Origin of the sequence: Streptomyces sp. GESEQ-35, from assembly GCF_017948485.1 — a bacterium.
Taxonomy (GTDB): domain Bacteria; phylum Actinomycetota; class Actinomycetes; order Streptomycetales; family Streptomycetaceae; genus Streptomyces.
Map to the genome: position 1 here is coordinate 1 of NZ_JAFFSX010000036.1, position 23,117 is coordinate 23,117.

The following is a 23,117-nucleotide window of genomic DNA, read 5'->3' on the forward strand; positions in this document are numbered from 1 at the left end:
GGGAGGCGGGCCTGCGCCCTCCCGGGGGGGGGGGGGGGGAGGGCGGGGGGGGGGGGGGGGGGGACGGCGGGGGCGGGCTGCTGGGGGGCGGCCGACGGCGGCTGCTGGGGGCCGGGCAGAGGCGCGGGAGCGGCGGGGGGGGGGGGCGCCCGCCGCACGGGCGGCCGCCGCCTTTCCGGCACCGAAACCGGGGGCTCCCGGGGCGGCGGCAGGACCACCGGCCGCGGCCGCACCGCCCGCGGTCGATCCGGCCGTGCTCCCGCTCTGCGCCCCCGCTCCCCTGGTCTGCTGGGGTGTGCGCGGGGAGAGCGCGCGGAATTTCATCGTGCCCTCGTTGGTGCCCTCGTCACTGCCGGAGTCGGCGGACGCGGCCGCCCGGCCCGGCCCGGCCGTCGGCCGGCGGAAGAGGAACGTGTTGCCCGAGTCGACGTCGTCCGACTCCGCGGGCGGGATGGACGCCGTACCGTCCGTGCGGGCGGACTGGCCGTCCGGCTGGGCCGGCAGCTCGGCGGACGCCCTCGGGTCGGCGCCCTGCGCGGCCCCCCAGGAGACGCGGTGGTCCTGGTCGCCGCCGAAGCCGGACTGCCGGGAGCGGTCGGCGCCCCACGCGGACGCGGGCTCGGGCCGGCTGCCGTGCTGGGCCTCGGCCGGGCTGGGGCCGCCTGCCGAACCCGGCGTGTTCGCCGGGTCCTCGTCGAAGAAGTGCGGGCCCGTCTCCTCGACCTGCACCGGAGCCGGGCCGGCGCCGGGCGGCGGGGCGAGCGGCTCGCCGTCCGTCGGGGCCGGGCGGCTGGTGCCCGGTACCCAGGCAGCACCGTTCCAGTACCGGACATATCCGGGAATGGAGGGGTCCGGGTAATAGCCCTCGCGGGGCCTGTCGTCACCTGGGGCCGGGGTTGGGGCGCTCATGTCCGTCGTCCCGTATCTGCTCGGGGGTCGAATAGGGGCCTCCACATCTATCAGACCGGCGCGACAACCACCGCCGGTCCCGTAGGACCCACCCCTTTCCGGGCAACCTCGTACACGTACTTCACACGTCCCGGAGGCAAGTAGCTCCGGGGGCGAAAAAACTTGTGCGAACCCGCGTAATGGTTCCGGCCTCTCCGCTCTCTCCACTCGTACGGGCCCACGCCAGGGCCCACGAGAGCGACACCAGAGAGGAAACGCGCCATATGTACAGCGTGGTAGAGCGGGAGCTCGAACTGAAGCTGATCCTGTCGCCGGAGCGGAGCATCCCGGTCCCGGCCCGGCTCAGCTTCCGCAGCGACGACCCGTACGCCGTCCACATCTCCTTCCACATCAACTCCGATTCCCCGGTGCACTGGACCTTCGCCCGCAGCCTGCTGGTCGAGGGCGTGTTCCGGCCCTGCGGGCAGGGGGACGTGCGGGTGTGGCCGACCAAGGCCGAGGGCCGCAGCGTCGTCCTGATGGCGCTGAGTTCACCCGACGGAGACGCCCTGCTCCAGGCCCCGGCGGCCCAGGTGTCGGCCTGGCTGGAGCGCACGCTGCGGGTGGTGCCCCCGGGGACTGAGGGCGGGCAGCTGGGGATCGACGACGCGCTCGACCAGCTGCTCGCCCAGTGAGATCAGAACAACTTGCCCGGGTTCAGGATGCCCAGCGGGTCGAAGACGGCCTTCACACCCCGCTGCATCTCCACCCCCACCGGGCCGATCTCGCGCGCCAGCCACTCCTTCTTCAGGACGCCCACGCCGTGTTCGCCGGTGATCGTGCCGCCGAGTTCCAGGCCGAGCGCCATGATCTCGTCGAAGGACTCGCGGGCGCGCCGGGACTCGTCGGGGTCCTGGGCGTCGAAGCAGACCGTCGGGTGGGTGTTGCCGTCACCGGCGTGGGCGACGACCCCGATGGTGAGCTGGTACTTCTCGGCGATCCGCTCGGTGCCTTCGAGCATGTCGCCGAGCCGCGACCGGGGCACGCACACGTCGTCGATCATCGTCGTGCCCTTGACCGCCTCCAGCGCGGTCAGCGACAACCGCCGTGCCTGGAGCAGCAGTTCGGACTCGGCCGCGTCGTCCGCCGGTACGACCTGGGTGGCGCCGGCCGCCTCGCACAGCGCGCCGACGGCGGCGAGGTCGGCGGCGGGGTCCGAGGTGTCGAAGGCCGCCAGCAGCAGCGCCTCCGTCGACTCGGGCAGTCCCATGTGCGCCATGTCGTTGACGGCCTTCACCGTCGTACGGTCCATCAGTTCGAGGAGGGACGGCACGTGTCCGCCCGCCATGATCCGGCACACCGCGTCGCACGCGGCGGCCCCGGACGCGAACTCGGCGGCCAGCACCAGCTGCTGCGGCGGCTGCGGCTTCAGCGCCAGAGTCGCGCGTACGACGATGCCGAGTGAGCCCTCCGACCCCACGAACAGGCGGGTCATGTCGTACCCGGCGACGCCCTTCGCCGTACGGCGGCCGGTGGTCATGAGCCGCCCGTCGGCCAGGACGACGTCCAGGCCGAGGACGTACTCGGCGGTGACCCCGTACTTCACACAGCACAGGCCGCCCGACGCCGTGCCGATGTTGCCGCCGATCGTGCACATCTCCCAGCTGGAGGGGTCGGGCGGGTAGTACAGACCGTGTTCGCCCACCGCGCGGGACAGGGCGGCGTTGATGACGCCGGGTTCGACGACGGCGATGCGGTCGACCGGGTTGATCTCGAGGATCCGGTCCATCTTGGTGAGGGACAGCGCGATGCAGCCGTCGGAGGCGTTCGCCGCGCCCGACAGGCCGGTGCGGGCGCCCTGCGGGACGACCGGGACGCGCAGTTCGGTGGCGATGCGCATGACGTGCTGCACCTCTTCGACCGTGCGCGGCAGTACGACCACTGCGGGGGCGCCGGCCGGACAGAAGCTGGCCATGTCGTTGGCGTAGGAGGCCGTGACGTCGGGGTCGGTGAGGACGGCCTCGGCGGGCAGGCCGCTGAGCAGACGGTCGACGAGGTTGCCGGTCGCTGCGGTGTCTTCATCACGAGGCGCTTCGATACGGCTCATGATCACAGCGTCGCACTCACGGCCATCGGTGTGAACCCCGTCCGCACACCGCTTCGGGTACGGGAATGTGGTCGTCGTATCGACGCACAGTGATCGCCATGGAGAACCACGAGGAAGCGCCGGACAAGGTGCGTAGGCCTGTTGCCCGGAGGGTGCTGATCGCGGCGGTCGCCGGGGCTGCCGTACTCGGCGGACTGCTGGTGCTGCTGCCCTGGGAACGGCCGGACTCGCGGGCGTCCGTCGCGGCGCCGGGGGCGCAGGCGCTGGCGGCGGTCGGGGCCGGGGTGCCGGCCGCGCTGCCCGACCTCGCGGCGCTGATCGGCGAGCGCGAGGCCAGGGTGCGTGCTCATCCCCAGGACGCGCGGTCATGGGCGGTGCTCGGGACGGCGTACGTCGAACAGGGACGGCGGGTCGCGGAGCCGTCGTACTATCCGCGGGCCGAGCAGGCGCTGCGCACGGCGCTGCGCACGCGGGTGAAGGGGACCGTGGCGCGAGCGGAGGCGCTGACCGGGATGGCGGTGCTGGCGAACGCTCGGCGCGACTTCCGGACGGCGCGGAAGTGGGGGCAGGACGCGCTGAAGCTGGACGCGAAGCGCTGGACGACGTATCCGGTGCTCATCGACGCGTACACCGGGCTGGGTGACCACAAGGCCGCCAAGCGGGCCCTGGACCGGCTGCTGGAGCTGCACTCCGGTCCCGCCGTGCTCGCGCGGGCCGCGGCCGTCTACCGCGACCACGGCTGGCGCGAGGACGCGGCGGCCTCGCTCACCGACGCGGCGGCCGGCGCCGAGGCACCCGCCGAGAAGGCCGCGTATCTGGAGCGGACCGGGCAGCTGGCCTTCGAGCGCGGGGATCTGGAGGTCGCGCTGCGGCACTTCCAGGAGGCGGTCCGTATCGACCCCGACCAGCGGGGAGCGCAGGCCGGGCAGGGGCGGGCGCTGGCGGGGCTGGGGCGGACGTCGGAGGCCCTGAACGCGTACCGGGTGGCGCTCGCCAAGCAGCCGTTGCCTCAGTACGCCCTGGAACTGGGCGAGTTGTACGAGTCGCTGGGGCTCGACCAGGCCGCGCGCGTGCAGTACGACCTGCTGCGGGAGCGGGTACGCGGCGCCGCGGCGGGCGGGGCCGACGAGGAGCTGATCCTCGGGCAGTTCGAGGCCGACCACGGGGATCCGGAGGCGGCGGTACGGCGACTGCGTGCCGAGTGGCAGCGCCAGCCGGGGATCGCCGTGGCCGACGCGCTGGGGTGGGCGCTGCACCGGGCCGGGCACAACGAGGAGGCGCTGAAGTTCGCGGTACGGGCGACGGACAAGGAACACGGGGGTGGGGTCCGCAGCGCGCTGTACGTGTATCACCGGGGCATGATCGAGGGCGAGTCGGAGCTGTACGGGCCCGCCCGGCGGCACCTTCAGGAGGCGCTGCGGATCAACCCGTACTTCTCGCCGTGGGGGGCTCCCTCGGCACGGGAGGCGTTGCGGGGGCTCGGCGACCCGCCCGCCGACGAGCCCCCGCCTGCCTAGTTCTCCTGGTTACAGGTTGCCCCGCTGCTCCTGTTCCCTCTCGATCGCCTCGAAGAGGGCCTTGAAGTTGCCCTTGCCGAAGCCCATCGAGCCGTGGCGCTCGATGATCTCGAAGAAGACGGTCGGGCGGTCCTGGACCGGCTTGGTGAAGATCTGGAGCAGGTAGCCGTCCTCGTCGCGGTCGGCGAGGATCTTCAGTTCGCGCAGGGTCTCGACGGGGACGCGGGTGTCGCCGACCCACTCGCCGAGGGTGTCGTAGTACGAGTCGGGGGTGTCGAGGAACCGCACGCCGGCCGCCCGCATCGTCCGTACCGTCTGGACGATGTCGTTGGTGTTGAGCGCGATGTGCTGGACGCCCGCGCCGCCGTAGAACTCCAGGTACTCGTCGATCTGGGACTTCTTCTTGGCGATGGCGGGCTCGTTGATCGGGAACTTGACCTTGCGCGTCCCGTCCGCGACGACCTTCGACATCAGCGCGCTGTACTCGGTGGCGATGTCGTCGCCCACGAACTCCTTCATGTTCGTGAAGCCCATGACCTTGTTGTAGAAGGCCACCCACTCGTTCATGTGGCCGAGCTCGACGTTGCCGACGCAGTGGTCGATGGCCTGGAAGGTGCGCTGGGCGGGCGGTTCGACGAGGGGGGCGGCGGGGGTGAAGCCGGGGAGGTACGGGCCGTCGTAGCCCGACCGGTCGACCAGGGTGTGCCGGGTCTGGCCGTAGGTGGCGATCGTGGCGAGTACGACCGTGCCGTGCTCGTCCTTCAGCTCGTACGGCTCGGCGATCGAACGCGCGCCGTGCTCGACGGCGTACGCGTGGGCCTTGCGGGCGTCCGGGACCTCGATGGCGAGGTCGATGACGCCGTCGCCGTGCTCGGCCACATGCTCGGCGAGGAAGTGGCCCCAGGTGGAGGCGGGTTTGATCACCGAGGTGAGGACGAAGCGGGCGGAGCCGTTGGTGAGCACGTACGAGGCGGTCTCGCGGCTGCCGGTCTCCGGTCCGGAGTAGGCGACGAGCTGCATGCCGAAGGCGGTGGAGTAGTAGTGCGCCGCCTGTTTGGCGTTGCCCACGGCGAAGACGACCGCGTCCATTCCCTTGACCGGGAAGGGGTCGGCCTGCCGGGCGGTGTCGGGAGTGTGGTCTGTGTTCGCAGAAGATACGGCCATAGCGGAAGCCTCGCGCTGCCCTGCAAGGTGCGCAATAGTTTGCGTATTCGCTGGGCAATACGACCAGTGCAGTGCCCGTTTCTGCGGGCCTCCTGTACAGGATGACCACCCGGGAGGGGCCGTATGGGGATCGATCACCTGGACGGGCGCATCATCGTGCTGCTCGCGCGGGAGCCGCGGATCGGGGTGCTGGAGATGTCCCGCCGGCTGGGGGTCGCCCGGGGGACGGTGCAGGCGCGGCTCGACCGGCTTCAGTCGAATGGCGTCATCCGGGGGTTCGGCCCCCAGGTGGATTCCGCGGCGCTCGGGTATCCGGTCACGGCGTTCGCGACGCTACAGATCCGGCAGGGGCAAGGGCCGGACGTACGGGCGCACTTGGCGACCGTGCCGGAGGTGCTGGAGCTGCACACGACCACCGGCACCGGGGACATGCTGTGCCGGCTCGTGGCCCGGTCCAACGCCGATCTTCAGCGGGTGATCGACCTGGTTGTCGGTTTTGATGGCATCGTCCGGGCCTCCACCGCGATCGTCATGGAGAACCCCGTTCCGCTGCGGATCATCCCGCTGGTGGAGCAGGCGGCGCTTCACGAGTGACCGAGCGGTCGCAGGGGCCCGGTCGGACGGGAGTGACCGAGCCTCTGGGGTGACGCGTGAACTTCTGGGAGTACCTGGGCAACCGGCATCAGCAGTTGCTCGCGGACGCCTATCAACACGCGAGTGCCGTCTTCCAGTGCATGGTCGTGGCGACCCTGCTCGGCGTTCTGATCGGCATCGTGACCTATCGGAGCGAATGGGCCGGAAGTCTCGCCACCACGACCACCTCGACCATTCTGACCATCCCGTCGCTCGCCATGATCGGTCTGCTCATCCCGATCGTCGGTCTTGGCGTGCCGCCCACGGTGATCGCGCTGACCCTGTACGGGCTGCTGCCGATCGTGCGCAACTCGATCGTGGGGCTGCGCGGGGTCGATCCGACGCTGGTGGACGCGGCCACGGGCATCGGGATGTCCCGGGTGATGCGGCTGGTGCGGATCGAGCTGCCGCTGGCCTGGCCGCCGATCCTGACCGGCATCCGGGTCTCGACGCAGATGCTGATGGGCATCGCGGCGATCGCCGCCTACGCCTCCGGACCCGGCCTCGGCAACGTGATCTTCCGCGGCCTCGCCTCGCTGGGCAGCAAGAACGCGCTCAACCAGGTGCTCGCGGGCACGCTCGGGATCATCATCCTGGCGCTGCTGTTCGACGCCGCGTACGTCCTGATCGGACGGCTGACCATTCCCAGGGGGATCCGTGCCTGAGACAGCGACCTCCGGTGCCTCCATCGAGCTGGAGAACCTCACCAAACGGTATGCGGGGACCCCACAGCCGGCCGTCGAGAACGTCAACATGGAGATCCAGGCGGGCGAGATCGTCATCTTCGTCGGCCCTTCGGGGTGCGGGAAGTCCACGACGCTCAAAATGATCAACCGGCTGATCGAACCGACCGGCGGCCGTATCCGCATCAACGGCGAGGACGTCACCGACATGGACCCGGTGAAGCTGCGCCGCAACGTCGGGTACGCGATCCAGGCGTCCGGTCTCTTCCCGCACATGACGGTCGCCCAGAATATCTCGCTGGTGCCGAAGATGATCGGCTGGCCGAAGGCGCGGATCAGATCGCGGGTGGAGGAGATGCTGGACCTCGTCGGGCTCGACCCGGGCGAGTTCCACGGCCGCTATCCGCGCCAGCTGTCCGGCGGTCAGCAGCAACGCGTGGGCGTGGCACGGGCGCTGGCCGCCGATCCGCCCGTACTCCTGATGGACGAGCCGTTCGGTGCGGTCGACCCGATCACCCGCGATCACCTCCAGGACGAGCTGATCAGGCTCCAGCACGAGCTGCACAAGACGATCGTCTTCGTCACCCATGACTTCGACGAGGCGATCAAGCTGGGTGATCGCATCGCCGTATTGCGCGAACGGTCCCACATCGCTCAGTTCGACACCCCGGAGGCGATCCTCACCAACCCGGCCGACGACTTCGTCTCCGGGTTCGTCGGGGCCGGGGCGGCGCTGAAGCGGCTCAACCTCACCCGCGTCCGGGATGTGGAGATCACCGACTATCCGACGGTCACCGTCGACGACCCGCTCCAGCAGATCTTCAACAAGCTCCGCGCCAGCGGCACGAACGAGATCCTGCTGCTCGACAAGCACCGACGGCCGTACAAGTGGCTCCGGCGCGGCGACATGATGCGCGCCAAGGGCTCGCTGGCCCGCGCGGGCACGCTCGTGCACGACACGGTGACCCGGGACGCGACCCTCCGCGACGCGCTGGAGGCGGTCCTCACCGACAACGCGGGGCGGGTCGCGGTGACCGGGCGGCGCGGTGAGTACACGGGCGTGGTCGACATGGAGACGCTGATGAACTCCGTGCACGAGCTGCTGGAGGCCGACCGGCTCGACGCCATGGAGCACCAGCACGAACTGGAGGAGCTGCGGGCCCAGCAGACCCATGCCGAGCAGGAGGGCGTCGGAGGGGAGAAGGCGTGAGGGGAGAAGGCGGGGCCACCTCCGCCGGCCGGCGTCCCGAGGGCGAGCACGAGGTCAAGGGGCATGTCTTCCGGGACGAGGGCGAGGTGCCGGGCGACCAGGAACCGCCGCCGCCCGCACCGGCGGTGGCGAAGCGCCGGATCGGCTGGCAGAAGCTCACCTTCCTGCCGGCCGTCCTCGTCGCCGTACTGCTGGCCACCTGGCTGTGGTTCGAGCAGGCCGACCTGGACCCCATCGCCGAGAACGCGCTGTCGGACGGCGTGGTGTCCAAACTGCTCTGGGAGCACATCCAACTCACCGCGATCTCCACCTTCTTCGTGCTGATCATCGCGATCCCGCTGGGCATCCTGCTGACCCGCAAGACCTTCCGGAAGGCGACCCCGGTGGCGATGGCGTTCGCCAACATGGGCCAGGCGACACCCGCGATCGGCCTGCTCGCCCTGCTGGTGATCTGGCTGGGCATCGGCCGGAGAGCCGCCCTGATCGGCATGATCATCTACGCCGTCCTGCCGGTGCTGTCGAACACGATCGCCGGCCTGAAGGCCAACGACCCGACCCTGCTGGAGGCGGCCCGCGGCATCGGCATGTCCCCGCTCGGCGTGCTCTCCCGGGTGGAGCTGCCGCTGGCGGTCCCGCTGATCCTGGCGGGCGTGCGGACGGCGCTCGTCCTCAACGTCGGTACGGCGACGCTGGCGACGTTCGGCGGGGGCGGCGGGCTGGGGGTCCTCATCACCACCGGCATCACCACCCAGCGGATGCCCGTGCTGATGCTGGGTTCGATCCTCACGGTCGCCCTCGCCCTGTTGGTCGACTGGCTGGCCTCGCTGGCCGAACTGCTGCTGCGGCCGCGGGGACTGGAGGTGGGGACATGAGGCGGAAGTGTGCGGTGCTCGCCGCTTTGGTGTTGGTGACAGGCTGCGGTCTGACCAGCGGTTCCCCGATGGTGGACGACGTCCGTCCCGGCTCGATCGGACAGGGCGAGCCGCTCAAGGGCGCCGATTTGACGGTGACGTCGAAGGAGTTCACCGAGCAGCTGATCCTCGGCGCGATCATGGGCATCGCCTTCGAGGCGGCCGGCGCCGAGGTGCTCGACCGCACCGGCATCCAGGGCTCCATCGGCGCACGCGAGGCGGTCAAGAGCGGGGACGCGGACGGGATGTACGACTACACGGGCACCGCCTGGATCACCTACCTCGGCAACAGCGAGCCCATCCCCGACCCGGAGCAGCAGTGGCGGGCGGTGCGCGACGCGGACGCGAAGAACGGGCTGACCTGGCTGCCCCCGGCGTCGTTGAACAACACCTACGCGCTCGCCATGAACCAGGCCAACTTCAAGAAGTACGGCACGAAGACCCTGTCCGACGTGGCCGCACTGTCGAAGTCCGATCCCGGCGCGGTGACGCTGTGCGTGGAGAGCGAGTTCGCCAACCGGGCGGACGGGTTGCCGGGGATGCAGAAGGCGTACGGCATGGACGTGGCCGCGGGCAACATCACGCAGATGGACACCGGGATCATCTACACCCAGGCGGCGAAGGGGAGTTGCACGTACGGGGAGGTGTTCACCACCGACGGGCGCATCAAGTCGATGAACCTGGAGGTGATGGCGGACGACAAGAAGTTCTTCCCCAACTACAACGCGGCGCCCGAGATCAATACCAAGGCGCTGAAGAAGCACCCGGCCATCGCGGAGGTCCTCGACCCGATCACCAAGCGGCTGAACAACGCGGTGGCGCAGGAGCTGAACGGCAAGGTGGATGTCGACGGGCAGGATCCGCATCAGGTGGCGTTGGACTGGCTGAAGGAGGAGGGGTTCGTGAAGGAGGGGTGAGGCGGGGGGCGGGGGGTGCGGGGCGGGGGGGGGGGGGGGGGTTTGGGGGGGGGGGGGGCTCAGCAGCTCGGTACCGAGCCCGTCCCTTTCTCCAGCGCCACCAGGGAACTGACCGCGCCCTTGAGGGTGGTCACCGGAATCAGCCGCAGCCCCTTGGGCAGCTCGGACTCGGCGTCACCGCATTCGTCCTTCGGCACGAGGAAGACGGTGGCGCCGTCCCGTCGCGCGGCCTGCGTCTTCAGGGCGACACCGCCGACGGCGCCGACCGTGCCGTCGGCGTCGATCGTCCCCGTGCCGGCGACGGTACGACCGCCGGTGAGTTCGCCGCCGCTGCCGTTGCCGTCGAGCTTGTCGATGATGCCGAGCGAGAAGAGGAGCCCGGCGCTGGGGCCGCCGACGTCGGCGAGCCTGAGCGTGACCTTGACGTTCTTGTCGCTGAGGTCGAGGTGGTTCAGCGCGGCTTCGGTCGCCGCGTCCTGGGACTCACGCATCTGCTCGGTGTTGTGCTGCTCGATCTCCTTGACGTTCTCGCCGCTCGGATAGACCGAGTCGCGCGGCATGACCGCCTTGTCCGTACGGAACCACGCATCGATCACATCGCCGAGCGAGACGTCGGTGTCCGGGTTGGTCGCCTCGATCGTCGTCATCCGCAGCTGCCCGCTCGTCTCCCGGGTCGGCACCCCGGAGATCGTGATCACCGGCGTCCCCCTGTTCTCCCCGAGCACGTCCGCCGTCAGCCCCGGCTGCGTCAGCGAAAACGGCAGCGGCGCGAACACCGCCGTCGCGATCAGACCGACAACGGGCAGAGCACAGGCGACCAGGGCCTGGGGGCGCGTGAGACGAGAGAGGAGCACGGGGTCAATCTAACGGGCGGCGTTCGGGCCGATGGCCGCGGGCAGCACGGACGGGGCCTCAACGGGGAACAGCACGCACATCGCCGTGCCGACGAGCACCACGCACGCGCCCGTGGCTGCGGGTACCACGCAGGCGGCCGTAGCTGCGGACGCCAGGCGTGCGGCAAGGCTGCCGGCGCCACGCACGCGCCCGTACTGCGGGCACCGCGCTGCGGCGGTAGCTGCGAAGGCTACCCACGCCGCCGTAGCTGCGGGCGTTCCGCGCCGCCATAGCTGCGAGCGCTGCCACGCCGCCACAGCTGCGGGCAGTCGTGCCGCCTGGGGCGGCACGGGTGGGCGCAGGCGGCACCCCGCCAGCGCCGGGCTGCGCGACCCACCCCACGCCGGCACCAACCCGCGGCACCCCTCGACGCCGGGCTGCGCAACCCACCCCCGGCCGGCACCAACCCGCGGCACCCCGCAAGCGCCGGACCGCACAACCCACGCCCCGGCCAGCCCCAACCCGCCGCACCCCGCAAGCGCCGGACCGCACAACCCACGCCCCGGCCGGCCCCAACCCGCCACACCCCGCAAGCGCCGGACCCCACAACCCACGCCCCAGCTCACGTCAGCGCAGCGCCTCCGCAACCTCCCGCGCCGCGTCCACCACCCTCGGCCCCACCCGCTCCGGCACCGCATCCGCCAGCATCACGACCCCCACACTCCCCTCGACCCCGGTCACGCCGATCAACGGCGCCGCGGCCCCACTCGCCCCCGCCTCCAACTCCCCATGCGTCAGGGTGTACCCCGGCTCCCCCACCGTCCGCTGCCGCGCGGAGAGGATCGCCTTCCCCGCGGCCCCCCGGTCCAGCGGATGCCGAAACCCCGCCCGATACGCCACGTGATAGTCGGTCCACGTCGGCTCGACGACCGCCACGGCCAACGCATCCGCCCCGTCCACCAGCGTGAGATGCGCGGTCGCCCCTATGTCCTCGGCGAGCGACCGCAGAGCGGGCAACGCCGCCTCGCGCACCAACGGATGCACCTGACGGCCCAACCGCAGCACCCCGAGCCCGACCCGGGCACGTCCGCCCAGGTCACGTCGTACGAGTGCATGCTGCTCAAGCGTGGCGAGCAACCGGTACACAACGGTCCGGTTCACGCCCAGTTTGTTGGAAAGCTCGGTGACGGTCAGCCCGTGGTCCGTATCGGCCAGCAGCTTGAGGACACGCAGTCCCCGGTCGAGCGTCTGAGAGGTCTCCGCGGTCACGACGCCCACTCCTTAGTGGTGAGGTCGACGGCCTCGCGGCGGATGCGTCACCGAGTCCCGTCAGTGACGCGCTTCAGAGGCCGCCGATCGGTCGGCGGCCCGGCCTTCCGGACCGCGTCGCTTCACGGCTGCGCTCCGCGGCGGCGCTGCCACGGGGCGTGTGCGTAGCGGGACAGTAGCGAAGGCGGTTCGCTGAGCGGAAGGCTCCGTCCAGAATCCGGTCAGCGGCCGGTACGGACCACTCCCCTTTGCCTGGATGGGTAAAGGCATTTACCCCGACATGTACGACGCCCACCACGCGCCGTGCACCACACCCGCACACAGCGCACACGCCCCAGGTCACGCGCCCCCGTGCGGATGGATCGACGGGACGGACGTCACTTCATCCGCGTGGCCCACTCCTGCACCTTGGCGATCCGCTGCCGCAGCTGCCCCACCGTCGCCTCCGCGCTCGGCGGGCCGCCGCACACGCGCCGCAGTTCGGTGTGGATGACGCCGTGCGGCTTGCCGCTCTGGTGGACGTACGCACTCACCATCGTGTTGAGCTGCTTGCGCAGCTCCATCATCTCCTTGTGACTGACCACCGGCCGCCGCTCGGCGGGCAGTTCGAGCAGGTCGGCCTCCTCGTCCGGCTTCTTGCGGCTGTGCGCGATCTGCCGGGCCTGCCGCTTCTGGAGCAGCATTTGCACCTGGTCGGGCTCCAACAGCCCAGGAATTCCGAGGTAGTCCTGCTCCTCCTCGCTCCCCGGGTGGGCCTGCATGCCGAACTCGGCGCCGTCGTACAGCACCCGGTCGAAGACGGCCTCGGACTCCAGCGCCTCGAAGGCGAACTGCTCCTGCTCGCCGGTGTCCTCGTCCTGCTGCTGCTCGGCCTCCTGGAGGAGCTTGTCCTCCTCGGCGTACGGGTCCTCCTCGCCCTCCTTCTTGGGCTTGTCGAGGGCGTGGTCGCGCTCGACCTCCATCTCGTTGGCGAAGGTGAGGAGGTCAGGGACCGTCGGCAGGAAGACGGAAGCCGTCTCCCCGCGCCGCCGGGACCGTACGAAACGGCCGACGGCCTGCGCGAAGAAGAGCGGCGTGGAGATGGTCGTGGCGTAGACCCCGACCGCGAGCCGCGGCACGTCGACGCCTTCCGACACCATCCGCACCGCGACCATCCAGCGGTCGTCACCGGCGCTGAACTCGTCGATCCGGTTGGACGCGCCGGCGTCGTCGGACAGGACGACCGTCGCCTTCGTGCCCGTGATCTCACGGATGAGCTTGGCGTACGCACGCGCCGAGTCCTGGTCGGACGCGATGACGAGCGCACCCGCGTCCGGGATCCCCTTCCGGACCTCGGTCAGCCGCTGGTCGGCGGCGCGCAGCACGCTCGGCATCCACTCGCCGCCCGCATCGAGTGCGGTACGCCAGGCCTGGCTGACGGCGTCCTTGGTCATCGGCTCGCCGAGCCGGGCGGCGATCTCGTCACCGGCCTTCGTACGCCACCGCATGTTCCCGCTGTAGGACAGGAAGATGACGGGCCGGACGACGCCGTCGGAGAGCGCGGACCCGTACCCGTACGTGTAGTCGGCGGCCGAGCGCCGGATGCCGTCGTTGCCCTCTTCGTAGGCCACGAACGGAATGGGGTTGGTGTCGGACCGGAACGGCGTACCGGTGAGCGCGAGCCGGCGCGTGGCCGGCTCGAAGGCCTCCAGGCACGCCTCGCCCCAGGACTTGGAGTCACCGGCGTGATGGATCTCGTCGAGGATGACGAGGGTCTTGCGCTGCTCGACGCGGTTGCGGTGCAGCATGGGCCGCACGCCGACACCGGCGTACGTGACCGCGACCCCCTGGTAGTCCTTGCCGAGCGGCCCGGCGCTGTACTCGGGGTCGAGCTTGATCCCGATACGCGCCGCGGCCTCCGCCCACTGCTTCTTCAGATGCTCGGTCGGCGCGACGACGGTCACCTGCTGCACGACGTGGTGATGCAGCAGCCAGGACGCCAGCGTCAGCGCGAACGTCGTCTTCCCGGCGCCGGGCGTGGCCACGGCCAGGAAGTCACGCGGCTGCTCCTGGATGTACCTCTCCATGGCCCCTTGCTGCCAGGCACGCAGCTTGCTGGCGGTACCCCAGGGGGCGCGGCCGGGGAACGCGGGTGACAGGTGATGCGACGACGAGGAGCTGGCGGCGGCGGTGGTAGTCACGGTCTCCGTTGTTCGGTCGAGCGGCTCGGCTGGGTATGACAACCGGGCCACCCTACCGGCGCCGGGTTTCCGTCAACGGGCGGACTGTGCCGGGGCACCCATGGATGGGACTGAGGTCACAGTGGCACTTGGGATCAGCGTGCGAAGCGCGGCAGCTGAGCCGCGATCTTCGGTACGTCCAATGCCCCCTGACAGACGTCGAGCACAAACGCCTCGGCCTCGTCCACGTCGAAGTCGGCGTCGAGGGGGTGCCCGTTCATGTGCAGGAAGACCCAGGTCGCGTACCAGGCGATGCGCTTGTTCCCGTCGACGAGGGCGTAGTTGCGGGCGAGCGACTCCATCAGTGCCGCGGCCTTCTGCCAGACGTCGGGATACGCGTCCTGTCCGAACACGCTGGACTGGGGGCGGGCCAATGCCGAGTCCAGGAGCCCGTAGTCACGCACCTCGTCCGCCCCGAGCCGCTTCGCAAGGTTCAGCAGCTCGGGCAGCGTGAGGTAGTGCATCAGGCGAGCCTCCGGTTCAGCTCGGCACTGGCCTTCAGCACGTGCTCGGCCGCCTCGTTGAACAGGCGCGAGTGCTCGTTTATGGCCGCGATCACGGCGTCATGCGCGAAGGCCTGCATGCTGCGCCCTTCCGATGCCGCACGCTCGCGCAGTGCGTCGAGCTCGTCGTCCGTAAATCGCAGGTTCAATCCAGCCATGCTTCGATGGTACTACGCGGTACCACTCGGTGTCAGCGCGCAGCGACTCGCAGCCGAGTCGTCACCCACGCCCCCACCAACGCCACCCCCGCCATCGGCAGGAACACCACGGCGAACGCGGCCGGATGCGAACCCGAGCCCGCCGCCCCCGTCGCCGTATGCGCCACCGTGCCGCCACCCAGCGCCGCGAAGGCCGCGCCGCCCGCCGCGAGGAGGAGGACGTTGGAGAGGCCGTCGGAGATCTGGAGGGCGGCGGAGTTGGTACCGGCCTCCTCGGGGGCGGAGAGCTTGAGGAGCAGCACGCTGGTGGAGGAGATCACCAGGCCCATGCCGAAGCAGCCCACGCCCCACGCGACGGCGACGGTCCAGGCCGGCACCGCCTCGATCAGCACGCTCGGCGCGGCGGCGATCGCGGCAGCCACCAGCACCATCCCGAGCGTCATCAGCCGTTCCCGGTACGGCGCCACCCGCGCCCGCGACTGCACCCACGAACCCAGCGCCCACGTCCCCCCGCCCGCCGCGAGCGAGAACCCGGCCAACGTCGGCGACAACCCCCGCTGGGTGACCAGCATCAGCGGCACAAAGGACTCGGCGGCGATGAAGGAGCCCGCGGCGACTCCGCGCAACAACACGACGGACGGCAGACCACGGGCGGCCCGGTACGTACCGCGCGGCAGCAGCCCGAGCGCAGCCGGCACCAGCAGCGCCGCCCCCACCACACCGGGGACCAGCGAGACCCACCGCAGATCCTGAGCGGCGTACTGAAGAAGCCCCGCACCGAGGGAGATCCCGAGGGCGAGCCGGATACGGCGACGATCGAAGGACGACTTACGTGCAGGGCCGCCGGCTCCCTTCTGCGGAGGGGAGGCCTGGCGTGCAGGGCCGGCGCCTCCCTCCCCCGGAGTGGAGGCCAGGCGGACCGGCGCGGGCTCCCCGTCCACTGCCCCATCCACCGGACCCGCCGCCCGGCGCCGTATCTGCGGCAGCGCGAGCGCCAGCGGGAACACGACGAGTGCCGGGATGCCGACAAAGACCCAGCGCCAGCCGAGGTGTTCGGTCACCGCGCCCGACGCGAGCGGGCCGACGACGGACGGCACGACCCAGCTCGCCGCGAACGCCGCCATGATCGCCGGTTGCAGCCGCCCCGGGTAGGCGCGGCCGACGACGACGTACAGCGCGACGATCACCAACCCGCCGCCGAACCCCTGGACGGCCCGCCCCAGGATGAACAGCCACATCGCGCCTGCCGTGCCGGACAGCAGCAGGCCGGCCGCGAAGGCTGCGATGCCCGTGGTCAACGCCCCGAGCGGGCCGCGTCGGTCCGACCACTGACCGGAGAGCACCATTCCGAGCAGGCTCGTCGTGAAGTACCCGGAGAACGCGAACGCGTACAGCGACACCCCGTCCAGCTCCCGCGCCGCGACCGGCATCGCCGTGCCGACGGCGGTCGCCTCGAAGGCGATCAGCAGCACGACCGAGACGATGCCGATGCTGAGCGCGCGGTAGCCACGGCTCAGGACGGTCTCGTCGCGCTCGGCGACCGAAGGGGAATCGGTGAGGTCCGCGACACCGGTGTCGCGAGGTTCGAGGACGGCCATGGTCGCCAGCGTAAGGGCCACAACCCGCTTTGACCCCTGTCGGGAGAACGGACCCACCTAGACCCTTGGTCGTACGACCGCCCCACTCACCCCCGCTTCATGAACGCCGTATGGCAGTCCCATTGCAGCACCCCCACTCCCCTTGAGCCCCTCCCCGACCGCGCCCTACGGTCAGTGCACGAAGCAAGGCCGTGTGCCCGAGTGGTTTAGGGGCTCGCCTGCAAAGCGAGTTACGTGGGTTCGATTCCCGCCACGGCCTCCAAGAAAGTCCCGCTCAGTTCGCGTCCCGGTTCTCTTCGCGCCGTAGCAGCCACAGGGTGAACGCCAGGGTGGAGAGGTCCGTGTTCAGGGGGCGCGGGAGTGCTTCTCGCTCGGTCCAGTACAGGACCGTGCCTGTCGTGCCGTCGATCACGAGGCTGGTGTCGTCGGTGATGTGGCCGAGGCGTATCAGGCGGTTCGCTCCGGGCGGGAGGGTGAGGTCGCCGTCGCGCTCGTCCGTTCCGTACTCGGCGAGTGTCCGTGGCGGTACGTCCGTGTCCAGCGTGAACCAGGCGGCCTCTTCCGGCAGGCCCACGTCGCGCAGGAAGCGGCGGGTCGGTTCGTGGGTGAGGGTCGCGGGGAAGTCGACGTCCTCGAAGCAGACGATCGCTCCGGTGCCGAACTCCTCGTCCAGCAGCCGCGGCGGCAAGTCGAGGGCGAGGCCGCTGCCGGGCTCCGCGATCCAGGCGAGCGGGCGGATCAGGGCGCCCATGCTCCGGAACGCGGGCATCACGCCGCCCGTCCCCTCCTCCCACACCGTCAGCAGCCGTCGCGAAGCCACTGCCACGGCCCCCGGCCCGAAGCGCCCCGCATACGCCGCGAACTCGCCGCGCAGCCCGGCCAGTTCATCGGCCGCCGTCGCGAACCACACCAGCGTGCGGTGCATCGACGTGTCCACCGCATACGGAGCCAACTCGCCGCACACCGCCCCGTCCACCCCGAACGGACTCGGCTCCTCGTCACCCCGCAGCCCGTGGCCCGGCGGTGCAGCCACTTCGAACGGATCCGGCTCGTCCCCGGTCAGGGCGGTCACCGCGATGCAGGTCGCGCTGGTCGTGCTCATGGAATCCCCCGTGCATGAATGGTCGTTCACAATCCCCGAGCGGGGCGCGGCGTGGCAGCCGTCGAGCGCGGTCGCAGCCGCACCGTCCCCACGCCGAAGACACTACGCCGCACCACTGACAACGGCCCGTAGCCCAGCAACGCCAAGGGTGTTACGTCGCACACAGCCGGTCACGCAAAGTAGATGCCGCCCAGCACGACCACCACCGCCGCGAACACGAACACCAGCACCCACACCAGCAACTTCCCCACGCCGGGCGGCGGTTCGTATCGTGGCGGCTCGGGGTCGGGGGCCGTCACTGGCCGGTCACCACCGCCGCCTGCGGGCGGATCGGGAGGCGGTTGACGGGGCGGCCCGTCGCGGCGCGCACCGCGGAGGCGACGGCCGCCGGGGACGTCACCACCGGTACCGCGCTGGCGGCCTTCGCGCCGAACGGGGCGACCACGTCCCGCTCCTCGACGAGTTTGACGATGCGGATGTCGGGGGCGTCCAGGGAGGTGGGCAGGGCGTAGCCGGTCAGGTCGGGGTGGCGGATCAGTCCGCGTGCCGTGCGCAGGTTCTCCGTCAGCGCGATGCCCACGCCCTGGGTGACGCCCGCTTCGATGCGCGCCGTCAGCTGGACCGGGTTCAGCACGCGTCCCACGTCCTGGGCCACGGCCAGTTCGACGACCCGTACCGAGCCCAGTTCGATGTCGACGTCCACGACCGCACGGATCGCGCAGAAGGCGAGGCCCACGAAGGCGTCGCCCTGGCCGGCTTCGTTCAGGGGTTCCGTCGGGTGCGGGCGGCACTGGGCGGTGGCCCACAGTTCCTTGCCGTCCAACGCCTCGGTGACGGTGGTCGAAAGAACTCCGTCGTACGACGTGATCTTGCCGTCGGTGATCTGGAGCAACTCCGTGGACATGCCGAACTTGTGGGCCAGGGGCTGGAGCAGTTGCGTGCGGACCATCTTCGCCGCGCGCTCCACCGCGCCGCCGGACACCCAGGTGTGGCGGCCCCGGCAGCCCGCGCCCGCCGGTGGCTGGTCGGTGTCGACCGGGGCGACGTGCACCTCGTCGATGCCGAGTGTCTCCTGGACGATCTGCCGGGCGAGGGTGGTGAAGCCCTGGCCGGTCTCGACGGCCGCGCAGAGCACGGTGGCGATCCCGTCCTGGACCTTGACCGTCGCCGTGGAGACCTCGTCGGCGCCCTCGGCTCCGAGCATGTGCACCATGCCGAGGCCGTAGCCCACGCCCCGGCGCACCGCGCCCGGTTCGCCCGCGCCCTCGGGGCCGCCGGGCAGCAGCCAGTCCTCCTCGGGCGTGTCCTTGGGGAGCGCCGGGAGGGGGAAGTCCCGTACCGCCTGGAGGAGTTCGGCGACGGGGGCCGGGCAGGTCACCGACTGGCCGGTCGGCAGTACGTCGCCGGTGGCCAGGGCGTTGCGCAGGCGCAGCTCCGCCGGGTCGACGCCCAGCTTCTTCGCGAGCTTGTCCATCTGGGCTTCGTAGGCGGCGGCGACCTGCATGGCGCCCTCGCCGCGTACGTGGCCGGAGGGCGGGTTGTTGGTGCGTACGACCCAGCCCTCGATGAACGCGTTCGGGACGACGTACGGGCCGCAGGCGAAGGACACCGCGGCGGCCAGCGCCTCCGAGGAGGTGTCCGCGTAGGCGCCCGCGTCCAGCAGGATCTGTGCCTCGACCTTGACCAACTTGCCCTCGGCGTCCGCGTGGTGGCGGTACCGCAGCAGGGTGGGGTGGCGGTGGGTATGGCCCAGGAAGGACTCTTCGCGCGTCGCGGTCAGCTTGACCGGGCAGCCGGTCTTCAACGCCAGCAGGCCCAGCGGGAGTTGGAAGCCCTGGTCCTCGCGGTCGGCGGTGGCGCCGGGGACGCCGGTGACGACGACCTTCACGCGGTCGGGCTCCAGGCCGTAGCAGGCGGCGGCCGTGTCGCGGTCGCTGTGCGGGTCCGTGGACGCGAGGTACAGCTCGACGCCGCCGTCCGGGCGCGGCACCGCGAGGCCCGCCTCGGCTCCTATGGGCGCCGGGTCCTGGCGGCCGATGCGGTACTGGCCCTCCACGACGATGTCGCCGGCCGCGTCCGGGTCGCCGTGGCGCAGCGGGATGTGGCGGATCAGGTTGCCGTCGGGATGCAGCGCTTCGGCCTCGAAGGCCTGCTCCGGGTCGGTCACCGGGTCGAGGACTTCGTACTCGACGATGACGGCGGCCGCGGCCATCCGCGCGGTGTCGGGGTGGTCTGCGGCGACGGCGGCGATGGGCTCGCCGTGGTGGCGTACGACCTCGGAGGCGAACACCGGACGGTCGGCCGCGCCCCGGCCGTACCGGGGGGTGCCGGGCACGTCCTCGTGGGTGACGACGGCACGGACGCCGGGCATCTCGCGCGCGTGGGACGTGTCGATCGACACAATGCGCGCGTGCGGGTGCGGGGAGCGCAGGACGGCCGCCCAGAGCAGGCCTTCGGCCCACAGGTCGGCCGCGTACGGGAACGTGCCCTCGGTCTTGGCGCGGGCGTCGGCTGCGTGCAGGGAGGCGCCGAGGCCGTGCGGGATCTCCTCGGGGGCGGGGGCTGCCTCCGCGGCAGTGGTCGCGGTGGCGGCTTCGTTGCTCACGCCTGGCCTCCGTCCTGTCCGTACGCCTGGTCATGCGGCTCGAACGCCGATGGGTTGACGCCGCCGGCGCCCGGGCCCGCCTGATGCGGGATACGTGCCTCGTCCGAGTTCGTCTCACTGTCGGCCGTGCTGTGCGCCTCGCGTTCGGCGACGACGTCCTTGACGGCGTCCAGGACGCCCCGGTAGCCGGAGCAGCGGCACAGGTTGCCGCACAGCGCCTGGCGGGCCTCGAGTTCGGTCGGTGCCGGGTTGCCCTCCAGCAGGTCGTGCACGGTCATCGCCATGCCCGGCACGCAGAAGCCGCACTGCACCGCGCCGCACCGGGCGAGCGCCCGCTGCACGTCCGAGGGCTGTCCGTCTTCCGCCAGGCCCTCGACCGTACGGACCTCGCTGCCGGCCGCGGTGACCGCGGGCACCAGGCAGGAGGCGACGAGCCGGCCGTCGACCTGGACGTTGCACGCGCCGCACTCGCCCTGCGAGCAGCCGTCCTTGGCGCCCGCGAGACCGAGCCGCTCGCGCAGTACGTAGAGCAGCGACTCGCCGATCCAGGCGTCGGTGACGGGCCGTTCGACGCCGTTGACGCGCAGGACGTACGAGGCGAGCGGGTGCTCCTCGCCGGGTGGCGTGGGCGTGTCGCCCGGGGTCTGCGACGCGCCGCGCTCGTCGCCGGCCTCCGCGTCGGCTCCCGGCTCCGGCTCCACAGAAGGCTCTACGGCGCCCTCAGCGGCCTCCGTGGCCCCTTGGGCACCCTCAGCCGCCTCGGCTGCGTCACGGGCCTTCTGAGCGAGCTGTGCGGCGGCTACGGCGGTCTCGTGCGCCGACCGTGCGGCCGCTGGGGCGCGTCCATCGGCGGGCTGTTGGGCGTGGGGCTGATCGTGCGGGTGCCGGGCGGGCGCCTCGCCGTGCTGTTGGGCAGGCGCGTCGCCGTGCTGTTGGGCGTGGGCCTGCGCGTGCTGCGCGTCGGTCTCCCCGCGCGTCTCCGCGTGCGGCTGGGCGGGCGTCCCCGGGCGCTGCGAGGGGTGGGCCTGCGGGTGCTGCTGGGCGCGGGTGTCCGCGTGCGGCTGCGCGGCGCCGTCCCCTCGCCCGTCCGTGTGCGGCTGAGCGGGAGAAACCGCGTGCTGCTGGGCCGTGGTGTCCCCGTGCTGCTGCGCCGGAGTGCCCGGGTGCGCCCTCGTGTACGCCTGCGCGGACACCTCGCCGTGCGTGTGACCGGGAGGAGCGTCGACCGCGGGCCCGGCTGCCTCGGCCGGAGTCGCGGTGTGCGCCGCGTCCTGCCCCCACGGCTGCCCGGCCCCCTCCGTCGCCCAGGGAGCGGCCGCGCCGCCGGGCAGTGTGGCCGGCGGTGTGCCGCCCCACTGCTCGACCAGGGACGATGTGGTGAACTCGCCCGATTCGTCCGGAAGGTCACCGCCGGCGACGGGGATCGACCACTGCCCGGTCACGTCGTGGCCCGGCGCGGCGGCATGGTCCGCAGCCGAGCCCGCTGAGCCTTCGACGGTCTCGAAGTTCCACTGCCCGGTCGCCCCCGGGTTGTACCCGAACCGGTCGCTCCCGGCGTCCTGGGGCGCGGCGTTCGGGTCGGGCCACTGCACACCGTCGGCGGGCGCCGGCCAGCCGCCGGGGGCGGCGGGGTCGGGCCCGGCGGGCGGGGCGGGGTTGGCCGTTATCGGCGGCGGCACATACCCGTGGCCCGGCGCGGCGAGCGGGTCGACGGAGGCCAGGAGGGCCTCGATGCCCCCTTCGGGGAGTTTCACGAAGGCGGTGGCGCCGTCGTCGTAGTCGCCCTGAGGCAGCGGATCCCAGCGGCCGCCGCCCTGGGGCGCGCCCTCTCCGTGCTGGTCGTCGGTCACGACAGTGCCCTCCCCAGTGCTCGTCGGGCCAGCGCGGCGACGGTGCGCCGCAGGTGCATTACGGCGGGCGGAAGCTGCGGTACGGAGCCGTCCTCGGCCGGTACCGGGTCGGGGATGCAGGCCGCGGCGACGTACTCCCCGAAGGCGGTCAGCGCTTCGGGGACGATCGCGCGGTTGTTGTCCCAGTCGATCAGCCGGGCGACCCACTGCTCGGCGTCCAGGGGCCTGAGCGGCATCGGCGCTATGGCCCCCACGGCGCACCTGACTCCGCGCCGGGCGGGGTCGAGGACCAGCGCGACCGAGGCGGCGGCGCGGCCGGGGCCGGTGCGGCCGGTCGCCTTGAGGAAGACCTGCGGGGCGTGCAGCAGCGGCACGCGCACGTACCCGATGAGTTCGCCGCCGCGCAGCATCTCCACGCCGGCCAGCAGGTGCGACACCGGGACATCCCGGCGGGCCCCGCCCGGGCCGGCGATGACCAGTGTCGCTTCCAGGGCCGCCAGCACGGGAAGCGCGTCCCCGGTGGGGGCGGCCGTCGCGATGTTGCCGCCCAGGGTGCCCGCGTTGCGGATCTGCGGCGGGCCCGCGGCGCGCGCGGCGGCGGCGAGCGCCGGGATGAGGGCGGCGAAGTCGGGGCGGCCCATGCGGGCGTGCGTGAGACCCGCGCCGAGCAGCGCGTGGCCGTCCTGGTACTGCCAGCCGCGGATCTCGCTGATCCGGCCGAGGCCGACCAGCGCGGCGGGCCTGAGCTGTCCGGAGTTGATGGCGGCCATGAGGTCGGTGCCGCCGGCCACGGGGACGGCGGCGGGCATGGCGGCGAGCGCCGCCACGGCCTCGTCCAGCGTCGTGGGCAGCGTGACGGCCTGCGCCGCCTGCGGTGCGCTCGTGGTCAAACCGACTGCCCCTTCCCGCTGCCCCACCTGGTCCCACCTGTGCTGCCGTACGGTACGTG

Annotated in this window: 20 protein-coding genes, 1 tRNA gene and 1 pseudogene; 8 read left to right on the forward strand and 14 right to left on the reverse strand. The window is 71.7% G+C overall.

What is annotated here, in order from left to right:
- A partial coding sequence (locus KCH87_RS43620; protein ID WP_210593516.1) for a DUF2510 domain-containing protein occupies positions 1-909 on the reverse strand: 909 nt, incomplete at its 3' end.
- Positions 910-1,172: 263 nt separating this feature from the next.
- Between KCH87_RS43620 and KCH87_RS43625 the strand changes: the two genes are divergently transcribed.
- The gene (locus KCH87_RS43625; RefSeq protein ID WP_210593517.1) at positions 1,173-1,583 is read left to right on the forward strand and encodes an SsgA family sporulation/cell division regulator; all 411 of its coding nucleotides are present in this window, start codon (positions 1,173-1,175) and stop codon (positions 1,581-1,583) included.
- A 2-nt stretch (positions 1,584-1,585) separates the two neighbouring features.
- On the opposite strand, the gene KCH87_RS43630 is transcribed toward KCH87_RS43625, so the two are convergent.
- A complete protein-coding gene (locus tag KCH87_RS43630; RefSeq protein ID WP_210593518.1) occupies positions 1,586-3,001 on the reverse strand; it encodes an FAD-binding oxidoreductase in 1,416 nt (471 codons plus the stop codon).
- Positions 3,002-3,093: 92 nt separating this feature from the next.
- Here KCH87_RS43630 and KCH87_RS43635 point away from each other — a divergent pair, with 92 nt between their 5' ends.
- Positions 3,094-4,512 (forward strand): lipopolysaccharide assembly protein LapB, encoded by a 1,419-nt coding sequence (locus tag KCH87_RS43635; RefSeq protein ID WP_210593519.1) that lies wholly within the window; start codon positions 3,094-3,096, stop codon positions 4,510-4,512.
- Positions 4,513-4,521: 9 nt separating this feature from the next.
- Here KCH87_RS43635 and hppD read toward each other — a convergent pair whose 3' ends face one another.
- Complete coding sequence (gene hppD / locus KCH87_RS43640) at positions 4,522-5,676, reverse strand: 4-hydroxyphenylpyruvate dioxygenase (RefSeq protein WP_210593520.1); 1,155 nt, start codon at positions 5,674-5,676, stop codon at positions 4,522-4,524.
- A 123-nt stretch (positions 5,677-5,799) separates the two neighbouring features.
- Between hppD and KCH87_RS43645 the strand changes: the two genes are divergently transcribed.
- Genes KCH87_RS43645 through KCH87_RS43665 form a run of 5 tightly spaced genes read left to right on the forward strand, consistent with a single transcriptional unit; the run spans position 5,800 to position 10,030 of the window.
- A complete protein-coding gene (locus KCH87_RS43645) occupies positions 5,800-6,270 on the forward strand; it encodes an Lrp/AsnC family transcriptional regulator (protein WP_210593521.1) in 471 nt (156 codons plus the stop codon).
- A gap of 56 nt (positions 6,271-6,326) precedes the next feature.
- Positions 6,327-6,974, forward strand: a complete 648-nt coding sequence (locus tag KCH87_RS43650) for an ABC transporter permease (protein WP_210593522.1) — start codon at positions 6,327-6,329, stop codon at positions 6,972-6,974.
- On the forward strand, positions 6,967-8,202 hold the full coding sequence (locus tag KCH87_RS43655) for a betaine/proline/choline family ABC transporter ATP-binding protein (RefSeq protein ID WP_210593523.1): 1,236 nt from the start codon (positions 6,967-6,969) through the stop codon (positions 8,200-8,202). Before KCH87_RS43650 ends, KCH87_RS43655 begins: the two co-directional genes overlap by 8 nt.
- Positions 8,199-9,074, forward strand: a complete 876-nt coding sequence (locus KCH87_RS43660; protein WP_210593524.1) for an ABC transporter permease — start codon at positions 8,199-8,201, stop codon at positions 9,072-9,074. Before KCH87_RS43655 ends, KCH87_RS43660 begins: the two co-directional genes overlap by 4 nt.
- The gene (locus KCH87_RS43665) at positions 9,071-10,030 is read left to right on the forward strand and encodes a glycine betaine ABC transporter substrate-binding protein (protein WP_210593525.1); all 960 of its coding nucleotides are present in this window, start codon (positions 9,071-9,073) and stop codon (positions 10,028-10,030) included. Before KCH87_RS43660 ends, KCH87_RS43665 begins: the two co-directional genes overlap by 4 nt.
- Positions 10,031-10,089: 59 nt before the next feature.
- On the opposite strand, the gene KCH87_RS43670 is transcribed toward KCH87_RS43665, so the two are convergent.
- From KCH87_RS43670 to KCH87_RS43695, 6 genes are all read right to left on the reverse strand, one after another.
- Positions 10,090-10,884 carry a S16 family serine protease gene (locus tag KCH87_RS43670; protein WP_210593526.1) on the reverse strand — a complete coding sequence of 265 codons (795 nt, stop codon included), beginning with the start codon at positions 10,882-10,884 and terminating at the stop codon, positions 10,090-10,092.
- A 607-nt stretch (positions 10,885-11,491) separates the two neighbouring features.
- Positions 11,492-12,133, reverse strand: coding sequence for an IclR family transcriptional regulator (locus KCH87_RS43675; RefSeq protein ID WP_210593527.1), 642 nt, complete (start codon positions 12,131-12,133; stop codon positions 11,492-11,494).
- A gap of 377 nt (positions 12,134-12,510) precedes the next feature.
- Positions 12,511-14,313 carry a DEAD/DEAH box helicase gene (locus tag KCH87_RS43680; protein WP_210593528.1) on the reverse strand — a complete coding sequence of 601 codons (1,803 nt, stop codon included), beginning with the start codon at positions 14,311-14,313 and terminating at the stop codon, positions 12,511-12,513.
- A gap of 134 nt (positions 14,314-14,447) precedes the next feature.
- On the reverse strand, positions 14,448-14,816 hold the full coding sequence (locus KCH87_RS43685; RefSeq protein WP_210593529.1) for a type II toxin-antitoxin system death-on-curing family toxin: 369 nt from the start codon (positions 14,814-14,816) through the stop codon (positions 14,448-14,450).
- A complete protein-coding gene (locus KCH87_RS43690) occupies positions 14,816-15,013 on the reverse strand; it encodes a hypothetical protein (protein WP_210593530.1) in 198 nt (65 codons plus the stop codon). Before KCH87_RS43690 ends, KCH87_RS43685 begins: the two co-directional genes overlap by 1 nt.
- 32 nt (positions 15,014-15,045) lie before the next feature.
- On the reverse strand, positions 15,046-16,611 hold the full coding sequence (locus tag KCH87_RS43695; protein ID WP_210593531.1) for an MFS transporter: 1,566 nt from the start codon (positions 16,609-16,611) through the stop codon (positions 15,046-15,048).
- A gap of 187 nt (positions 16,612-16,798) precedes the next feature.
- On the opposite strand from KCH87_RS43695, the gene KCH87_RS43700 reads away from it, so the two are divergent.
- Positions 16,799-16,873, forward strand: a tRNA-Cys gene (locus KCH87_RS43700).
- Positions 16,874-16,894: 21 nt separating this feature from the next.
- On the opposite strand, the pseudogene KCH87_RS43705 reads toward KCH87_RS43700, so the two are convergent.
- The 5 genes and pseudogenes from KCH87_RS43705 to KCH87_RS43720 all read right to left on the reverse strand — a co-directional run.
- Positions 16,895-17,527 (reverse strand): annotated as a pseudogene (locus KCH87_RS43705) (SUKH-4 family immunity protein); the annotation flags it as partial.
- Positions 17,528-17,883: 356 nt separating this feature from the next.
- Positions 17,884-18,012, reverse strand: coding sequence for a hypothetical protein (locus KCH87_RS50330; RefSeq protein WP_282613075.1), 129 nt, complete (start codon positions 18,010-18,012; stop codon positions 17,884-17,886).
- Positions 18,009-20,318, reverse strand: coding sequence for a molybdopterin cofactor-binding domain-containing protein (locus KCH87_RS43710; protein WP_210593533.1), 2,310 nt, complete (start codon positions 20,316-20,318; stop codon positions 18,009-18,011). The genes KCH87_RS50330 and KCH87_RS43710 overlap by 4 nt, the downstream gene beginning before the upstream one ends.
- Positions 20,315-22,168, reverse strand: a complete 1,854-nt coding sequence (locus tag KCH87_RS43715; RefSeq protein ID WP_210593534.1) for a 2Fe-2S iron-sulfur cluster-binding protein — start codon at positions 22,166-22,168, stop codon at positions 20,315-20,317. Before KCH87_RS43715 ends, KCH87_RS43710 begins: the two co-directional genes overlap by 4 nt.
- Positions 22,165-23,058 carry a xanthine dehydrogenase family protein subunit M gene (locus KCH87_RS43720; protein WP_210593535.1) on the reverse strand — a complete coding sequence of 298 codons (894 nt, stop codon included), beginning with the start codon at positions 23,056-23,058 and terminating at the stop codon, positions 22,165-22,167. The genes KCH87_RS43715 and KCH87_RS43720 overlap by 4 nt, the downstream gene beginning before the upstream one ends.
- Positions 23,059-23,117: the final 59 nt, after the last annotated feature.

What these genes read in the sequence shown, in the direction of transcription:
- KCH87_RS43625 (WP_210593517.1), top strand. Translation starts at nt 1,173, where the DNA reads ATGTACAGCGTGGTAGAGCGGGAGCTCGAACTGAAGCTGATCCTGTCG.
- KCH87_RS43635 (WP_210593519.1), top strand. Translation starts at nt 3,094, where the DNA reads ATGGAGAACCACGAGGAAGCGCCGGACAAGGTGCGTAGGCCTGTTGCC.
- hppD (WP_210593520.1), bottom strand. Translation starts at nt 5,676, where the DNA reads ATGGCCGTATCTTCTGCGAACACAGACCACACTCCCGACACCGCCCGG.
- KCH87_RS43645 (WP_210593521.1), top strand. Translation starts at nt 5,800, where the DNA reads ATGGGGATCGATCACCTGGACGGGCGCATCATCGTGCTGCTCGCGCGG.
- KCH87_RS43665 (WP_210593525.1), top strand. Translation starts at nt 9,071, where the DNA reads ATGAGGCGGAAGTGTGCGGTGCTCGCCGCTTTGGTGTTGGTGACAGGC.
- KCH87_RS43685 (WP_210593529.1), bottom strand. Translation starts at nt 14,816, where the DNA reads ATGCACTACCTCACGCTGCCCGAGCTGCTGAACCTTGCGAAGCGGCTC.
- KCH87_RS43690 (WP_210593530.1), bottom strand. Translation starts at nt 15,013, where the DNA reads ATGGCTGGATTGAACCTGCGATTTACGGACGACGAGCTCGACGCACTG.
- KCH87_RS43695 (WP_210593531.1), bottom strand. Translation starts at nt 16,611, where the DNA reads ATGGCCGTCCTCGAACCTCGCGACACCGGTGTCGCGGACCTCACCGAT.